The sequence below is a fragment of the Pseudomonas sp. GW823-FHT02C02 genome, from assembly GCF_058797635.1.
The window spans coordinates 18,424-35,611 of the sequence record NZ_JBXAJV010000018.1 but is presented as its reverse complement, the minus strand read 5'-3'; the positions used below and the strand labels follow the sequence as shown (position 1 = coordinate 35,611).

Sequence of the window (17,188 nt, the reverse complement as noted above, 5' to 3'; positions counted from 1 at the left end):
TTCAGCGCCGGCCTCTGTAGGAGCCAGGCTTGCCGGCGAAGGCGTCCGCTAAAACGCCTTCGCTGGCAAGCCTGGCTCCTACAGGTTCTGGCTTCAGGTATCGATAGTAACCGAGCTCACGCCTTGAGGCCGAACACCTCGGTCAGGTGCTGTTCATAACGCGCCACATCAGCCTCGATATTCGGACGTTTCATCACATCGACCGCCAGGAACGTCGGCAAACCGCTCATGCCGAGAAATTCGTTGGCCTTGTGAAACGGGAAGTACACCGCGTCCACGCCTTTGCCTTCGAAGAAGTCGGTCGGGTCGTCAAAGGCTTGCTGCGGTGCGTTCCAGGTCAGCGACAACATGTATTGCTTGCCGTGCACCAAACCGCCGCTGCCGTATTTTTGCGAGGCGTCGGAACGGGTGCGGCCGTCGCTGGCGTAGAGGCTGCCATGGCCTTCAGTGAAGACTTCGTCGATGTACTTCTTCACCGTCCACGGTGCGCCCATCCACCAACCGGGCATTTGATAAATGATCACGTCGGCCCAGAGAAATTTGGCGACTTCTTCAGCAACGTCGTAGCCCTCGTCGATGAAGGTGGCTTTTACATCGATGCCGCCGCGATCCAGCACGCTCAACGCGGCTTCATGCAGGGTGGTGTTGTAGCGGCCATCGGAGTGGGCGAACTTTTTGCCGCCATTGAGCAACAGGACTTTTTTCATGAGAAATCTCGGAAGGTCAGGAATTCGATGGCAGCAGAGTAACGAGCTGCCTCGCGCGGAATAAGCGCTGAATTCGCAAAATACATTTGACCAATACGCACGAATCAACAGGGGATTGTTGCCATAAACTTGCGCCGATTCTGAACTTGAGGAGATTTCTGATGAGTGAACTGCAAGGCTTCATCCTGCACGCCAAGACCCGCCCGGAAAAATCCGACGCCTTCGAAGCGTTTTTCAGCGGCCATGTAGAAGCGAGTCGCGCCGAGCCCGGCTGCATCGAGTACCACATGCTGCGCGACAAACAGGACCCGACCCTGTTTATCTTCTACGAGATCTGGCAGTCCCAGGCGCACCTCGACGTGCACTCGAACCTGCCGCACATGCAGCAGTTCCGCGACATGCGCATGGAATACCTGGAACGGGATTTTGATATCCGCGCCATCGAGATGATTAGCCCGTCCTCCGCTACCCGTTGATTAGCAAATGGCCGCCGAGCACACCGAGGCCGATGAAGAACACGCGCTTGAACAGCACGGCGCTGATCCGCTGACGCAGCCATTGGCCGAGCAACATGCCGAGCACTGCAGGAATCAACGCCAGCAACGACGCACTCAGTTCACCACCGCCAAGGGCGCCGCGCCATAACAGGCCGGCGGCCAGGGCGAGGGTCGAGACGGTGAACGACAGGCCCAGGGCCTGCACCAGTTCATCCTTGCTCAAACCCAGTGCTTGCAGATACGGCACCGCCGGAATCACGAAGACGCCGGTGGCCGAGGTGATGACGCCCGTCACAACTCCACACAGCGGACCAAGCCAGCGTTCGCTCTGACCACTCACGCGCAACGCCGGCAGAAATAGACCGCTCAGTGCATAGAGCATCAGCGCCCCGCCCAACGCCCGCACCACCCACTGACCACCGGCCATGCCGATCCACACCGTGCCTGCCCCGGTGCCAATGAAGATCGCCAGGAGCATCGGCCACAACCGTTTGATCAAACCGAGCAAATGCCCACCGAATGCCAGTTGCCAGACATTGGTGAGGGTTGCCGGGATGATCAGCAGCGCGGCAGCCTGTGACGGGGCCATAGCCAGACCGAGCAGGCCCATGGCGATGGTGGGTAATCCGAGGCCGATCACGCCTTTGATCATGCCGGCCAGCAGGAATGTGGCGATCACCAGCAAGGAAAGGGTCAGGCCGAGGTTTTGATAGAACGCAGAGAGAGTATTCATGGGGCCATGGTGAGCCTGGATTGGCGGGTTGAAAATCTGCCATATACTGAGGCAGCCTCTTGCCTGACAAGAGGCTGACAACTGCGTCGTTACGACTGACGCCTTCGCGAGCAGGCTCGCCCCCACAGTTAAAACGCATTTCCCAATGTCGGAGCGAGCCTGCTCGCGAAAGCGCCCTTCCAGGCAACACATATTTAGAGGTTGCTGCCATGCACTTCGACCTGACCGACCTGCGCCTCTACCTGAACATCCTCGACACCGGCAACATCACTGCCGGTGCCGCCCGCAGCCACTTATCCCTGGCAGCGGCCAGCGCCCGAATCCGGGCCATGGAATCCTCCCTCGGCATCGACTTCCTTGAGCGTGGCCGGCGCGGTGTCACACCCACCCCGGCCGGCAAAGCCCTGGCGAAACACGCCCGTGCCCTGCTGCAACAAGCCGAGCGCCTGCAACAGGATCTGGCCGAATACGCCAAAGGCGTCAAAGGTCAGGTGCGATTGCTGTGCAACACCACCGCGATCACCGAATACCTGCCGGAGTTGCTCGCCGACTTTCTGCGCGAGCATCCGAACCTCGACATCGACCTTCAAGAATTGCCCAGCGCCCGCATCACCCATGCGCTGCGCCAAGGGGCGGCAGACCTCGGCATCGTGTCCGACGCGGTGGACACCGATGACCTGCACACCCGGCCGTTTCGCGAGGACCCGCTGGTGTTGATTCTGCCTCCTGATCATCCCTTGGCCGACCAGCCATCATTGACCTTCGCCGACACCTTGAACCATGACTATGTGGCCCTGGGCGCCAGCAGTGCCTTGGCCATCCACGTGGAAGAACAGGCCCTGCACATTGGCCAGCGCATGCCGATCCGCATTCGTGCCGACGGCTTCGACGGGGTCATTCGCATGGTTGCGCACGGCGCAGGACTGGCCATCGTGCCGCGGGTGGCCATCGAGCGCTGGCCACAGGTACAAGGGGTCACGACCCGCGCTCTTCCCGAAGACTGGGCCAACCGCACCCTGAAAATCTGTGCCCGTGATGTCGACAGCCTGCCCGGTTACGCCCGGGCCTTGCTGGAGGCGCTGACGCCGGGAACGCCTTGACTCTACCGTAAGGGGCAGACTCTATGCTGCGGGCTTCATTTCAGGAGTACACGCGATGAGCAAACGAATGCTCGTGATTCTGGGCCACCCCTCCACCGACAGTTTCTGCGGGGCGTTGAGCGAAACTTACGTCCAGGCCGCCAAGGATGCCGGACATGACGTGCGCCTGCTGCGTCTGGATGCGCTGGACTTTGATCCGGTCTTGCACCATGGCTATAACACTATCCAGCCGCTGGAGCCGGACCTGTTGCAAGCCCAGGCCGATATCACCTGGGCCGAACACCTGACGTTCGTTTATCCGATCTGGTGGGGCGGCATACCGGCGTTGATGAAGGGCTTTCTCGACCGCATTTTCCTGCCCGGTTTTGCTTTCAAATACCGTGAGGGCAAGGCCTTCCCCGACAAACTGCTCAAGGGCCGGACCGCGCATCTGCTGGTGACCATGGACACGCCGCCCTGGTATTACAAATGGGTCTATCACATGCCCGGCCTGCACCAGATGCGCAAGACGACCCTGGAGTTCTGCGGCATCAAGCCGTTGAAGACCCTGACTTTCGGGCCGATCCTGGGTTCGAAGTCGACCCAGCGTGACGCCTGGCTCGAACAGGCCCGGGTTACCGCCGGTAGCTGACGCACCCTTCGCTGCCTGCTGACGGCGCACCCTCGCCGTCAGCCCTTCCTCACGTCCCCCTCTCAAGCGGTCGTTCGTCGGCTGTGCGCGTCATTTACACACCGCTGCAACCATTGAATGTTATTCACTATATTATTCGCTCCGATCAGGCATGAGGTCTGGTCGCGCTACGCCCTGTTTGATCATCGAGACGGATCTTTATGTATATCGGCAAAGCCGCCCAGCTGTCGGGCACCACAGTCAAAAGCATTCGCCATTACGAAGAAATCGGCCTATTACCCGAGCCCAAGCGTGAAGGCAAATACCGTATCTACAGCCAGCAGAGTGTCGAGGTGTTGACGTTCATCAAGTGCGCCCAGCAACTGGGTTTCAAGCTCAAAGAGCTGCGGTTGATGTTGAACAACTACCACGGTGACGAATTCCCGTGGGACATGGCGCAAAAAGCGATCGCCGAAAAAAAGGCCGAGCTGGTCTCCCAGATCGTCGCTCTACAGCAACTGCACAACGGCCTCGAAGAATTCGAAGACAACCTCAACGATGCCCGAGAAGAATGTCAGTTCGAGCGTATCGCCCGCTATGGCGAAAAAAACCCGGGCAATACGCTGAACTGACTACCCTGCTGCACAGGATGATCCCTCGCATGTCACTGGCGCGCCTGCGCTGCCGGTCATCAGGTCAGATCAAGGCGGGCTTCCCTGCGGCTCGATCTTTTTCCGGCAGCGGCGCCACCGGAACAATCGCGGCGAAGAACCACGGCGACACCAGCGTCACCAGCAGAATGGTCATGACACCGCTGGAAAACAGCGCCATCGCCACTAGTGCGCCCAAATCGACAATCGGCTTGAAGTCGGAAAACAGCAGCGCCATGAATCCCACGGAGAAAATCACCACGTTGACCACGGTCGAACGGCCGACGCTGTGCATCGCCTGCAAAATGGCCGCGTCGATATGAATGCCTTGCTGCACCAACAGTTTGATCCGTGACAGCAGGTGAACCGCGTAATCGACCACACCCACCACCAGGAAGGTCACCAGCGTCGTACCGATGTTCAGCTCGATGCCGAACAGGAACATGAAGCCATAGACCGTCACCGAGGTGGTCAACAGGGTCAGCATGCCGAGTACGCCCAACCGTACCGACTTGAGCCAATACATCATCATCAGCGTGACCACCAGCAACGCCAGGGAAAAACTCAAGACCTGGCCCTGGGTGATTTCCTGCAACACGCCGGTCCAGATCAACGGCGTGCCGGCGTGCGTCACTTCGAGATTGGCCGGTTTGTTCACCAGCAACCAGGCATCAAGCTGATCCAGCATGGCCTGGTAGTCGCTGGCCACCGACGACGTCATGGTGTACAGCGTCAACGCCTTGGAATAGTCGGCATTGAGCACGTTATTGAGGTCCGAGCCGCCGCCGTTCTCGAACAGCATCACGTGTTGCTCGATCAGTGAGTTGCCCGGCACCTCGAACCGCTCGACCTGCCCCTCATCATTGACCGACGTCACCTGCTCCAGCGCCTGGGGCACGCGCAAGTAGTCGGGGTTCATGTCGTTGAGCACCAGGTTCATGCGCTTGACGTAAGTCGCCAGGGAATAGCCGTAACTGACGTGCGGTTGCTGCTTGATGAAGTGGTCGAGCTTGTCGATGAACTGCACCACTTCAGTGGTCAGCACGCCGCGCGGCTCTTTGCTGTCGATGGCGATCCAGCCCGGTGCCGTGCCCGCGACCCCGGCTTGGTTGATGAACTCGTCCGAAACGCGAATATGGCTCTCGGGCTTGAAGTAGGCGATGCCAGAGTCTTCGATATCGACGCGAAAGGTGAACACCGTCATCAAGATCAGCAAGGGCAGCGTCACGATCAAGATCGGTTTGCGCCATTGGATCAACCGCGCGCAGAACGCCACCAGATAACGCGAAATGATCGATTCCTTGTGCACGGCAGCGAGGGTTTTCGGAGTCTGGTCCTTGCCCCAGATCGAAATCCAGGCCGGAATCAGCAACAGTGAAATAATCAGCGCCGCCGTCAGGCCGATGGACATGAATACGCCGAAATTGCGGATGCTGACGATGTTGTTGGTCGTGGAAATCATGAAGGTGGCGATGGTGGTCACCGTCGTCAACACCACCGGCACCACCATCAGCCGTTGCGTCTCGCGATTGGCTTCACGGTTACTTTTACCGGCGTTTTTCTGCTCGTAATACTCGGCCATCACATGGATCGCATCCGAGCAGCAAATGGTGAACAAAAACACCGGCAGGACACTGGTCAGCAAGTCGAACGGCACCCGCAACAAAGCCATCAGGCCCAGTGTCCAGATGGTGCAGAACAGAATATTGAACAGCGGCAACAGCACGCCCAGCGGTTTGCGGAAGAAGAAAATCAACAGCAGGGTGATCAACAAAAAGACAATCGGAAACAGCACCGCCAGGTCATGGTCGATGATCTCCTGCTGGGCCGCGATGAAGATCGGCATGCCGGCAATGAAGATCTCATCCTTGAACTCCGGGTGCGCTGCCTGATAGTCCGCGACAATGCCGCGCACGATCTGGTAGGCGCGCAGTTGCGCCTGGGCGTCGTCTTGCTTGGTGCCCAGCTCGGCCACCAGCATCGCGACTTTCTTGTCCTTGGAGACGACCCCGTCGACCATCAGCTCGTTGCCCATGATCTGCGACTCGACCAGCGCCGGGTCCATGTCGTAGGCGTTGAGGGTCTTGTGGATCAGCAACTCGCCATCGCCGGTCAGCACGATGTTTTCCAGGTCGCCCATCGACGCCATTTCACGGATCGGGTTGATTCGCTCGGCGAGAAAAGTCAGGAACAGCTGATCATGGGCATCCCAGTTCTGGCTCTTGGCGTAATCACGCAGGGCCTTGGCCTGGGCGTAGTCGTTCTGGGAAAAACCGTTCTCCAGAATGTCCCGCGCCAGCAACTGTGCACGACTGTCGTCTGGGTGCTTCGCAACGATTTGCGTCAACTGTTCCTTGTCGGCGTCGTTGGCCAGGATCATCTTGCGCACCGATTGCGACATCGAAAACAGTGCGTTGAGGGTCGGCTTGTTGAACACCGTCTGCGGGTTGTTGATTGCCACCATCACCGAGTCAAACGTGCCGGTGAATTCGCTTTGCAAGTCGATGATGGTCTTGCGCGCCGGATGGGTTTCCTTGAGCAAGTAAGGGTTGGTGTCGGAGATCAGCGAGCCCAGCGTATAGGTGAAATACGCCGTGACCGCCACCAGCAGGAAAACGATCGCCCGCGCATAGCGCTCGACGAAGTTCAGGTATCTTTCCATGATCATGCGTTCCAGGGTCGTCGGGATCGGTGCTTAGCGGGCAGACACGGCAAAGTCCGGCACGTCGCCGGTTTTCAGCCCGCGCTTGATGGCGGTCTGGGTGAACAAACGGTCTTCCAGTTGCACGTTGTATTGCAGGTGGTTGAAGCGCATCTCTGAACGCGTGCCGTCGATGAAGTGTTCGGTTTCGCTCAACACGATGCTGTCGATCGAGTCGATGGTGTCGACCTTTTGCGTGCGCATCTGCTTGACCAGCACGCCTTTGACGTCGAAGAAGTCCTGACGCATGACCAGGAAATTCTGCTTGTCGATCCACACTTTCAGCTTGTTGTAGCCAGTCTTGGCCAGCACCTCGGGCGACGCCGGTTCACGCTCGATCACGTAGCAGTCGCGGCCCTTGACCTGTTCCTCGCCGACCAGCGTCTGGGTGTAATCCTTGACCCTGATCTTGTCCAGGTCGGCGTAGGAGTACTCGCTGCCCATGAACGAGCCGCGCTTGTCGGTGGTGGAGATCCGCCGCGTCTGGCGGCTGACCGGCAAGTACATCCACTGGCTGTCTTCCTGGCCCAGGGTTTCATGGGGGTTTTCGATATGAAAAGCCACGTCGCGCACGTCAGTGGGGGCGGAGAAATACATGCTGAATTTGTCGCTGTCCGGGTAATCCTTTTGCAGGTAAGTGAACTCGCGAACCCGGGTATTGCCCTTTTTGTCGTGGAGGATCAGCGACACTTGGGACATGAAGCTTTTGCCGTCGTTTCGATCCCGCACCTGGCGGATGATTTCATCGGCATTCTTGCCGTCGGCGGCGGTGGCGCAAGCGCCGCTCAGGATCAATGCGGCGGCGGTCAGACTTTTGAATAGCGGCAACATGGGAACTTCCCTTTTCGTCAGATGAATATGGTCGAGCCCATGCGCCAGGGGCACGCAGGCGTCATAGGGTTAAAACAGGTAACCGGCGGACAACCGCACTTGATCGCGGTTGTCATACTCGCCGAAGGGCTTGTCGGGCTTGCCGAAGAACACATCCACTTCCAGCCCGAGTTTGATCCAGTCCACCGGTTTGTAAGTGAAGATGCCTTGCAACAGCGCATCGTCGTTAAACGGTGGCGAGGCGGCGACCACCAGCCGGCTCTTGAGTCGGTCCTGCCAATGGGTGCCCTCGGCGGATAAGGTGAACAGGTGCTCGCGCTTGTCTTGCAGCATGCCGTCTTGCCAGTCGAGCAATTGCTGTTGCTGCCACTGCACGGAAATCAGCCAGTCACGCAGCAAGTAGTCGACGCCCAGCAACGACTTGACCATCGAGGTGCTGTCGGCGCCGTAAGCGCGGGTCGGATTGGTCACCCGCCAGTTGTCGAACCAGGCAATTTCGCTGCGCACCACGATGCTGTGACCGGCGTCGATCGCCAGCCCCGCGCCGCCCATGGTGTAACGGGGAAACTGGCGCTCCAGTCGCGTGCGGCCGTCATCGGCCAGGCCTTCGACGGCGTACACCGGGTCCTGCTGGCGCGCGTTCAGTGCGACGAAACTGGTGTCCACCGAACCGATGCGGCCGTTGGCGCTCAGGCCATACGAAAAGCCCTTGTCACCGTCGTAGCCGGGTTTGGAATCGAGCAGGAAATACTGAGGATCCGGCGCGGCAAATAACGGTGCGTCGAACTCGCTGCCCGCCACCGGCGGCTGGTTTTTCACAAAGTCGGTGACCCACAGCGCCTCCAGTTCCCACTCGCCCACCGGTTGCGCAAACCGCACCATGGGCACCGCGATCCGGCTGTCTTCCAGTAGCGGAGTCAGGCCATCGCGATAGTCCACCGGGTTGATCTGGTCGAGCACCCGCAACTCATCGGCACGGCCCCAGACCACTTGCTGCCAGCCGACAGTCACCTCGCCGTCGCCCACCGACTGGCCCCAGTACAGATGCCGCCAGTCGGCGTCGAAGCGGTATTTGTCCCGCGCCCGTTCGCTGTACGGATTGTTGCCGTCGTAGCGGGCGTCGTAACGCACCCGGCCCTTGGCCTTGTAGTAACCACCGTCCCAGTTGTCTTCCAGGTTGGCCTTGAAATACATGGCCTTCTGGGTGATCTGGTCGTCACCGTGCAGGCGCAACGCGGTGGCGACGCCGACCTCGGCGTCGGCGTAATCCGGCTTGAGGTCGTCGACCGTCAATTCAGCCAGCGCCGGCGGCGCGACCATGCAGGCCAATACCGCCCACGTGGCGCGGTTAATGTGTGATCCCGGCATGGTTACATTCCCAACCCGACACCGCCGTCGATCACCAGGCTCTGCGCGGTGACCCCGCCCGCTTCGGGGCTGGCCAGGTAACGCACCATCGCCGCGACTTCTTCGCTTTGAATGAAGCGGCGCATCGGCAGTTTTTTCTTGGCGTTGCGCAGGATCTGTTCCTGGGTCAGCCCGGCAATGGCCGCTTGCGCCGCCAGTTCACCTTGCAGCATGGGCGTGTCGATCCATGCGGGCAGAATCGCGTTGACGGTGATCAACCGTGGTGCCAGGTCCAGCGCCAGGGCTTTGGTCATGCCGACGATGCCGTGCTTCGAAGCGCAGTACGCGGTGTTGCGGACCTTGCCGGCGCGGCCGAGGATCGACGACATGTTGATGATCCGCCCGCGGTCCGGCATCAACGGCAGGCACAAAGAAGTGACGTAGAACGTACCGTTGAGGTTGACCGAAATCACCTTGTGCCAGTTGTGCAAATCTTCCGGTTCGTTCTCGTTGCAGATGCCGGCGCTGTTGACCAGCACATCGACGTAGTCCACCTGTTTGGCGAGCATTTTGAAGAAGGCTTCCATGCCCTCCAGGTCGGCAATATTCGCCGAATGGGTTTCGACACGGGCCTTGATCTGCCCGTGTTGTTCGTCGACCCAGCGTTGCAGTTCCGGTAAATCCAGATCCAGCAGGATCAAGCGGTGCTCGGCGTCGGCGGCAAAATTCTCTGCCACCGCCCGGCCGATGCCTTTGGCGGCACCGGTAATCAGAATGGTCCGGCTCATGGCATCTTCAACCCGCCGTTGACCGGCAGGACCTCACCCGTCAGGTACAAACCGCGATCGGCGATGTACAGCACCGCCTCGGCTATCTCATGAGGTTCGGCGTAACGCTTGATCAGCAACCGTGACTGGATTTCCTGTTCCTGACTGCCGATCAGCGCCGTGCTCATTTCGGTGTTGACGATGCCCGGCGCCACCGCATTCACCCGAATGTTGCGCGGCGCCAGTTCCACTGCCAGGGCACGGGTCAGCGCTTCGACACCGCCCTTGGCCGCGGCATAGTTGCTTTGCCCCTTGCCGGGTTTCTGCGCTGCCACCGAGCTGATGTTGACGATGCAACCGCTGCGCTGGCGCATCATGCCCGGCACCACTTGCTGACAGCAGAGCAAGGTGCCGATCAGGTTGGTCTGGATCACCTCGACGATGTCGCGGCTTGGCATCGTCGCCAGCAACCCGTCACGGGTGATGCCAGCGTTGTTGACCAGCAGATCGACACGCTGGAAATGCTCGTCGACCCGTTCGAAAAAGGCTTTGATGCTGTCGCCGCTGCTGACATCGCATTGCAGCGCCAGGCACTCGAGGCCCAGTGCCTGAACCTCGTCGCGCAAGGACATGGCGGCCACTTCATCGCGTACATAACTGAATGCGATCTGATAACCCGCGCCGGCCAAGGCCAGGACAATCGCCCGGCCGATGCCACGACTGCCACCGGTCACCACTGCTACTTTATTCGGCATGACCGTTCCTTAGAGTGAGTTGTCAGTCTTGAACTGCGCGAGGCTGAAGCCGTGGGTCGCGGCCAGGGCACGAATCTGCTGCACTTGCTCGCGGCTGATATCGCCGTAGGAGTAGTGCTGTTTCATCCCGGACAACCCCATCAACACCGACTCCGCCATGCAGGCATACAACTGGCCTTCCTTGAGGTAGGCGCGCACGTTACGAATCAGGCCATCGCCCAACGGTGTCTGGACAATCCCGCCGTGCATGTACAACACGTCGGCCCGTTGACTGGAGAGGTTCTGATCGACGTTCAGCGGCACCGCGATGTCGCAGATCACGCTGTTTTCGGCGAAGTGATCGGCACCGAGAAACGGTTGAGGGGCATTCGCCGCACAGAGCACGATGCGCGCCTGTTTCAGCACCTCAAGGTCATTGCTGACCGTGATGAACGCATTCGCACCCAGGTGCTCTTCGACCAGACGCTGCACTCGCAAACCGAGGTCGGCGCCAGCACCCTGGGCCTGCAACAACGCGTCGATGCCGTCGAGTTTCTGCAAGCGGCTGGCGAGGCGGTCGTGCTCGGCGACACCTTTGAGAATCGCGCGGGCGGCCTCGGCGTAAATCAGCTGGGCGGTCTTCTCCAGGCGCCGCAGTGAGCCGTCGCGACCGCTGCCGATGAGGATCAGGTGTTCGACACTGGTGGACAGCAACGAAGCGTAAGTCGAAGCAATGTTGCCCGCCGCGCCGACCACCGCCGCCGTCTGTTGGCTCAATTCCAGGCCTTGCTGCTTGCAGCCTTGCTCGATCGCTTCCAGGCCCATGCCGATGGTCAGCGCATTGCCGGAAGTCAGCGCCATGTCGGGGATTTTCAGCGCCTGACAGTTGTTGGTGACGATCGAGGTGTACATGCCCAGACCGGCCACACTGTAGCCATCCGCCCGGGCATCACGGATGCGATTACCGACTTCGTCGCGGATGGTGTCCAGGTCGCCACTGGCGATGTACGCAGCCATGGCATCGGAGTCCATGCACAACGGGTACAGGGTGAATTCCACGGCGGTACCGAGTTTCGAACGAATCAGCACCGGGCCGATTGGCGCAGCACGCCGCTCCGGGGCCATACGCTTGATGAACTCGCGCTTCTGTTCGGCGCTGAGGGTCGACAGCGACGGGTCAACATCACTGAGCATGTCGGAATCGATCAGGTGATTGATGAACGCCACGCGCGCCACCACGCGAACGTTCTCGTCAGGCTTTGGGAGGTGTTCAGGTTCCTTGAAGCTCACCTCGCGGGCCGGTACTTCGGGGATGCTGTCGGCGCAAACACCCGCCGCCAGCGGGAAGGCATCGCGGCGACGCAGCATGTCGCAGACCTTTTGCAACGAGCCGATCAAGCCGTCGATTTCCTCGAAGGTGATGCACACCGGCGGCTCCAGGCGAATCACGTTGGCGTTGCTGCCCGACGGCGCGACCCGCAGCGATTCGAATTGCAGCAGGTAGCCGGCAATGATGTAACCCAGCGCATCGTTGTACTGCGCCGACGCCTGCACCAGCGAACTGGTGCCGGTCAGGTCGTGCAGTTCGAACCCCAGCAGCAACCCTCGACCACGCACGTCGGCAATCACGTCCGGGTACGCGGCTTTGAGTTCGAGCAATGACGACTTGAGGTATTCGCCTTTCCTGTTCACCTCCTTGAGCATCGCGCTGTCGTTGGCAAACAAGCGGCGCAATGCCGACAGGGCGATATGGCACGAGGCATCGTCTTCGGCGAAGGTCGAGCTGTGGATGTAGCTGAAATCGTTTTCGTAGTGGCTGGCACGGATGACCGTCGCGGCAATTTTCATCAGGCCACCGCCCAACGCTTTGGACAGGCAGTAGTAATCGCCCTGCAAGTTGAAATGGCTGGCGCCGAGCAAAGTGCCGGTGCGGCCGAAACCCGATTGCACTTCGTCGATGATCAGCGGGCATTGCTGCTCGTTGCACAGGCGACGCAGGCCCAGGTAGAACTCGTTGGCGAACTCGTTGATGCCGCCCTCGCCCTGGATCGGTTCGAGCAACACCGCCGTGATCGCGCTGAAAGCGTCACGACGTACCTGCAAGGTCTCGCCGCTCCACTCAAGGCTAAGCCAATGCCGCGTGTGGCGGGCCGGCAAATCCAAGAGCTGCTGGGGTTGCTGCGGATCGATGAACTCGACGTTAAGGCCAAAACGGGCGAACGGCTGACGGTACTGTTTGCCGTACGTCAGCTGGACGGTGTTCACCAGTTTGCCGTGAAAGCTGCCGCGAAGGGCGACGAATACCGGCTCGACATGCAACTGCGCGAGGTTGTGTTGACGCACCGCTTCCACCACTTGGCGCACGGTCACGTAAGACAGATTTTCCGGCAGCAATCCGACGGGCAGGTCGAGGTCATCAACGTCCAGTTCGACATAGGCCTTGTCGCTGGCGGTCAGGTTGGCCAGGGCGAAATCCCGTTCGTCGAACTGCTTCTGCAAGGTTTTCTGACGGCGGTATTCGGCATGCTTGACGGCGATTTCCACCGACTCGGCGCCACTGTTGGAGAAGGTCGAAATGTAGCGCTCGTTGTTGTTCAACTCCCGATTGAACGCCTCGCTGAGTTCGCGGCCCAGCATACCGGCGGCGCCACGCACGGACATCTGCGCATTGAACGGCACATCGGCGCGCAACAGGCCGCAGAGTTGGTCGACGAACTGCGGGTCATTGTGGCCAAACAACGCCGCACCGTAACCGCCCAGAAAGTCGGTGACGGTCACCTCTGCGCCTTGTTTGTCGAGGTGAAACAGCTTGCTGCCCAGCGCCCGGTGGAACTGGCATTCCAGGCCCAGGGCCTGCATCAATTCAACGAATTTAGGTCGTACGTAATCGCGGTAATCCATAAAAGTCATATCCCTTGATCAGAAAATAGAAGCGATTCATTACGTTCAAAACGGCTGACCGGCCGCCTGATAGTCGAGCTGGTAACAGGCGCTGAAACCGTTGTCGTCACGGTTGATGATCAGGCAGTCGCGCAGCACCGCGTCCCGGCCCTCACCGAGCACAAACGGCAACTGCGGTTCCACCGGTTGCTGCAACCCGATGATCGGCGGCACACGCTGGGCCTGCAGTGCATGACGGGACAGAATCAGGTCGACCAGGCTCGGCGCGCCGCTGAGAATGCCGGTCACCGGCACGCTACTGGTGATATGCGAGGCACCGGCGCGGGCCAGCGTCCGTGCCAGGTCGGTGTCCTTGTGCGGATCGCCACTGGCGCTGCTGACCAGCAGATCGACCTGCTTGTCCGGCAGGTTCAACGACCCCAGTCGTGGATGGACGGTGAGTCCCGACAGGCAGGTCTGCGGCCCATCCGGTAGATCGTCGGCCCTGCGCAAAATCAATGCCGCCGCGCCTTCACCGGCAATCCCCCCCGTGCCTTGGCGATCGAATGCACGCAAGGTTTGCGAACCGTCGGTGCTGATCACGCCAGCCTCGGCCAGTGCGGCCAGCGCCAACGGATCGAGTTCACTGCCGGCACCGACCACAATCGCCGCATCGATACGACCGCTTTGCAACGCCGCGCATGCCTCGCGCAACGCCGCCAGATTGCCGGCCACGCCTTGCATGTAGGCGTTGCATTCGCACTCCAGTTTCAGCGCCAGACTGACAACCCCGAGCAAGCCGTTGCTCAGGCTCTTGAGCACCAGGAACGGGTCGAGCGCGCGCTCCCGCAACACCCGTTGAGCAAGGCGCCGCATGTCGGCACCGGACTCATCGCGGCACTCGTGGAGCAACTCGCCATAGGCCGCCAACGACGGATGGGTATAACCGCCCTGGCAGCAATAGAGGCCGTAGCGCAGCCCGTCATTGCCTGGTTCAAGCCCGGCTTCGACCAACGCCTGACGCACCGCGCTGACGCCCCAGATCACAGCCGGCGGGCAGTAACGCTGGAGGTTCTGGGCCACGTCCTGGCGACTGGTTTGATGGTCTTCATCACTGACATGCCCGAACGCCGTCACGCGCTCACTGTGGAACAGTTTCGACTGCAGCAAAGCGATACCGCTGCGGGCTTCACTGGCCGCTGACCAAAAGCGTTGCACGCCCCAGCCGCTGGGTAATACGCAACCGCTGCCGGCGATGGCAACGCGCACAGTAGCGCCCGTCATTGTCCGTGCTCCCGATATTTGCCCAAGGCCAGCGAAGTGTTGAGGCCGCCAAAACCGAAGGAGTTGCTCAAGGCAAAATCCACCCGGCGGCTGACCGCTTGTCCGGCGCAATAGTCCAGGTCGCATTGCTCATCGACCTCATGCAGGTTCACTGTCGGCGTGACCAGATCGTTCAGGCACGCCAGCGCGGTGACCATGCATTCGGGTGCGCCAGCAGCGGCAATCAAATGCCCGAACTGCGACTTGTTGGCGCTGATGGCCAGGGACCGGTAGTGCTTGTGCTCGGCGAACACACTTTTGATCGCCAGGGTTTCGGCGACGTCATTGAGCGGCGTCGAGGTGCCGTGGGCGTTGATCAGATCGATCTGTTGCGCACGCAGGCCGGCGTCGTCCAGCGCGGCTTGCATCGCCAGCGCCGCGCCCCGACCTTCGGGTTGCGGGGCGGTGACTTTGTAGGCGTCCAGGCTGCTGCCGAAACCGAGCACTTCGGCATACGGCGTCGCTCCTCGCGCCAACGCATGCTCAAGGCTTTCCAGTACCAAGAAACCACCGCCCTCGCCGGCAATCAGGCCACTGCGATCACGGTCGAATGGCCGGCACAAATCGACACCCCAGCGCTGTTCGCTCGATGCCGCGCCGAGCAGGTACAGCGCGGCCATGGTGTCGAGGTTCAGCACCGAATCGGCGCCGCCGGCAATCGCCACGTTCACTTCACCGCGACGAATCATCTGAAAAGCATTGCCGATGGCCTGGGAGGCTCCGGCGCATGCGCTGCTGATATTGATCACCGGGCCTTCGCAACCCAAACCGTCGGCAATCACCCGAGCCAGTCGATCATTGCTCTGACGCAGCGAGCCCTCGGTACTGACCTGCCCGGCGCGGGGCATCAGGTGTTGCCAGCCCGGGGTGCAGCCATCCGGTGCCTGAGTCAACAGCATGTCGGCCAGCATGTGTTGGGGCGCGCCCGAAGCGCAGAGTACGGCGGCTTCACGTAGCTGTTCAGGAGCAAGTCCGCTGTCTTTCACCGCTTGGGTGGCGGCCACCCAGCCAAAACGGCTGCGTTTTTCCAATGCAACGGTCCAGGCCGGGTGGTCCTGCAGGGCCTCAGGCAACAGGCTCATATCCACGGCCGCGGCGTAGCGCACCGGGAACGTGCCGTCTTCCACCCCGTCGGGCTGCCATGGACGCACGCAATGTTCGGCGCCAAGCATTTTTTCCCAGAGGGTCTGCCATTCGAAACCGAACCCGGTCACGGCGCCCATGCCGGTAATCACAATCCGTGTCGCACTCATGTGTGCTTCTCCATGGTTTCACTGGCCAGCAGCAAGGCGCCCCAATGACCGGCGCGGCTATGGCTGACCAACAGCGTATAGCCAGGTGTCGCCGAAGCGTTGTGGGTAAGGTGCAAGGCCAGCGCGATTTCGGTCAGCAAGGCGCTGGCGCCAAGATCGCCGGTCATGGCATGAGTGCTGCGAACGTCCTGCGGTCGGTCGGCGAACAGGCTCATCAGTTGCGCATCCTCAGGATTGGCGACGATTTGCTGGACGTCACCGAGGCACAGTTTTTCCAGGCTCAGTGCCTGGTCGATCACCCGCCGGGCAACCGCTGCGCCCCGTTGCGGATCAGCGCTGTAACCCCGGGCGAACCCGGCAATGCGCAAGGCCTTCGGGTTGGTGCGCGAAGGCGTCGAGCCGAGCAGCAGTGCCGCGGCGCCTTCGCCATAAGTCGGCTCGTCTGCCTGATAGGGTTCACGCAGATACAGGGCGGGCGTCAGGTTCGGACTGCTGCTGACCACCAGCGCCGCTTCGGCACGTTGCTCGACAATTTGCTGGCAGGCTTCGATCAAGGCATCGAGTCCGGCGTTTTCCTGGGAACAGAACCCACCCATCGGCCCGTGGCATTGCAACGCTTCGGCCACGTAGGCCATCACGCTGCTGTTGAGCAGCGTCAGGGCATGCAGCGGCGGTGTATTGGCCAACAGTTGCGCCAGTGGCTTTAGCGGTTGCTCGCCGATCGCTTGCACCGCGTCCCAGCAAGGGCTTGGCGCGTCGACTTCTGGAATGGCCGCCGTCAGGGCAATCCGTGCCGGAGGCAGTTGCAGGGCCGCGAGCGCGGGCGCCAGACGCGCCGCGCAATACAACAGCCGCAGGCCTTGAGGTTCGACGCTGCGCTGGATTTTGCGGTCGAACAGATCGCTGGCCAGACGCGGTGTCGGCAGCGGGTATGCCCGTCGCGTCGCGTCAAATGCCAGCGGTTGCGGCGAAGGTGGCGTTCCGAGCAGGTCGGCACATTCGCTGCCGGCGGCGTTCAGCACGGCGGCAGAATGGATGAAAACGGCAATGCTCAT

General features: G+C 60.7%; 15 protein-coding genes. 4 read left to right on the top strand and 11 right to left on the bottom strand.

Features of this window, described 5'->3' with window-relative positions:
• Window positions 1-116 precede the first annotated feature (116 nt).
• Entirely contained in the window at window positions 117-707 is a 591-nt protein-coding gene (mdaB, locus tag AC1ROI_RS26655; protein ID WP_102595223.1) for an NADPH:quinone oxidoreductase MdaB, read from the bottom strand.
• A gap of 161 nt (window positions 708-868) precedes the next feature.
• On the opposite strand from mdaB, the gene AC1ROI_RS26650 reads away from it, so the two are divergent.
• Window positions 869-1,183 carry a putative quinol monooxygenase gene (locus AC1ROI_RS26650; protein WP_010463717.1) on the top strand — a complete coding sequence of 105 codons (315 nt, stop codon included), beginning with the start codon at window positions 869-871 and terminating at the stop codon, window positions 1,181-1,183.
• On the opposite strand, the gene AC1ROI_RS26645 is transcribed toward AC1ROI_RS26650, so the two are convergent.
• Complete coding sequence (locus AC1ROI_RS26645) at window positions 1,173-1,937, bottom strand: sulfite exporter TauE/SafE family protein (protein WP_102595224.1); 765 nt, start codon at window positions 1,935-1,937, stop codon at window positions 1,173-1,175. The two genes, AC1ROI_RS26650 and AC1ROI_RS26645, sit on opposite strands and share 11 nt — an antisense overlap.
• 209 nt (window positions 1,938-2,146) lie before the next feature.
• Here AC1ROI_RS26645 and AC1ROI_RS26640 point away from each other — a divergent pair, with 209 nt between their 5' ends.
• From AC1ROI_RS26640 to AC1ROI_RS26630, 3 genes are all read left to right on the top strand, one after another.
• On the top strand, window positions 2,147-3,037 hold the full coding sequence (locus AC1ROI_RS26640; protein WP_102595225.1) for a LysR family transcriptional regulator: 891 nt from the start codon (window positions 2,147-2,149) through the stop codon (window positions 3,035-3,037).
• A gap of 55 nt (window positions 3,038-3,092) precedes the next feature.
• Complete coding sequence (locus AC1ROI_RS26635) at window positions 3,093-3,668, top strand: NAD(P)H-dependent oxidoreductase (RefSeq protein ID WP_077747337.1); 576 nt, start codon at window positions 3,093-3,095, stop codon at window positions 3,666-3,668.
• Between the two features lie 200 nt (window positions 3,669-3,868).
• A complete protein-coding gene (locus tag AC1ROI_RS26630; protein WP_102595226.1) occupies window positions 3,869-4,279 on the top strand; it encodes a MerR family transcriptional regulator in 411 nt (136 codons plus the stop codon).
• A gap of 64 nt (window positions 4,280-4,343) precedes the next feature.
• On the opposite strand, the gene AC1ROI_RS26625 is transcribed toward AC1ROI_RS26630, so the two are convergent.
• From AC1ROI_RS26625 to AC1ROI_RS26585, 9 genes are all read right to left on the bottom strand, one after another.
• Window positions 4,344-6,959 carry an efflux RND transporter permease subunit gene (locus tag AC1ROI_RS26625; protein WP_083375103.1) on the bottom strand — a complete coding sequence of 872 codons (2,616 nt, stop codon included), beginning with the start codon at window positions 6,957-6,959 and terminating at the stop codon, window positions 4,344-4,346.
• A gap of 33 nt (window positions 6,960-6,992) precedes the next feature.
• Window positions 6,993-7,829 (bottom strand): outer membrane lipoprotein-sorting protein, encoded by an 837-nt coding sequence (locus AC1ROI_RS26620; protein ID WP_010463723.1) that lies wholly within the window; start codon window positions 7,827-7,829, stop codon window positions 6,993-6,995.
• Between the two features lie 69 nt (window positions 7,830-7,898).
• Complete coding sequence (locus AC1ROI_RS26615; protein WP_102595227.1) at window positions 7,899-9,197, bottom strand: DUF1302 domain-containing protein; 1,299 nt, start codon at window positions 9,195-9,197, stop codon at window positions 7,899-7,901.
• A 2-nt stretch (window positions 9,198-9,199) separates the two neighbouring features.
• Window positions 9,200-9,964: an SDR family NAD(P)-dependent oxidoreductase gene (locus tag AC1ROI_RS26610; RefSeq protein ID WP_102595228.1), complete on the bottom strand. Its 765-nt coding sequence runs from the start codon at window positions 9,962-9,964 to the stop codon at window positions 9,200-9,202.
• Complete coding sequence (locus AC1ROI_RS26605; protein ID WP_083375105.1) at window positions 9,961-10,698, bottom strand: 3-oxoacyl-ACP reductase family protein; 738 nt, start codon at window positions 10,696-10,698, stop codon at window positions 9,961-9,963. Before AC1ROI_RS26605 ends, AC1ROI_RS26610 begins: the two co-directional genes overlap by 4 nt.
• A gap of 9 nt (window positions 10,699-10,707) precedes the next feature.
• Entirely contained in the window at window positions 10,708-13,578 is a 2,871-nt protein-coding gene (locus AC1ROI_RS26600; RefSeq protein ID WP_102595229.1) for an aminotransferase class III-fold pyridoxal phosphate-dependent enzyme, read from the bottom strand.
• Window positions 13,579-13,623: 45 nt separating this feature from the next.
• Window positions 13,624-14,841: a beta-ketoacyl synthase N-terminal-like domain-containing protein gene (locus AC1ROI_RS26595; RefSeq protein ID WP_102595230.1), complete on the bottom strand. Its 1,218-nt coding sequence runs from the start codon at window positions 14,839-14,841 to the stop codon at window positions 13,624-13,626.
• Window positions 14,838-16,133 carry a beta-ketoacyl-[acyl-carrier-protein] synthase family protein gene (locus AC1ROI_RS26590; protein WP_083375108.1) on the bottom strand — a complete coding sequence of 432 codons (1,296 nt, stop codon included), beginning with the start codon at window positions 16,131-16,133 and terminating at the stop codon, window positions 14,838-14,840. The genes AC1ROI_RS26595 and AC1ROI_RS26590 overlap by 4 nt, the downstream gene beginning before the upstream one ends.
• A complete protein-coding gene (locus AC1ROI_RS26585) occupies window positions 16,130-17,188 on the bottom strand; it encodes a beta-ketoacyl-[acyl-carrier-protein] synthase family protein (protein WP_102595231.1) in 1,059 nt (352 codons plus the stop codon). The genes AC1ROI_RS26590 and AC1ROI_RS26585 overlap by 4 nt, the downstream gene beginning before the upstream one ends.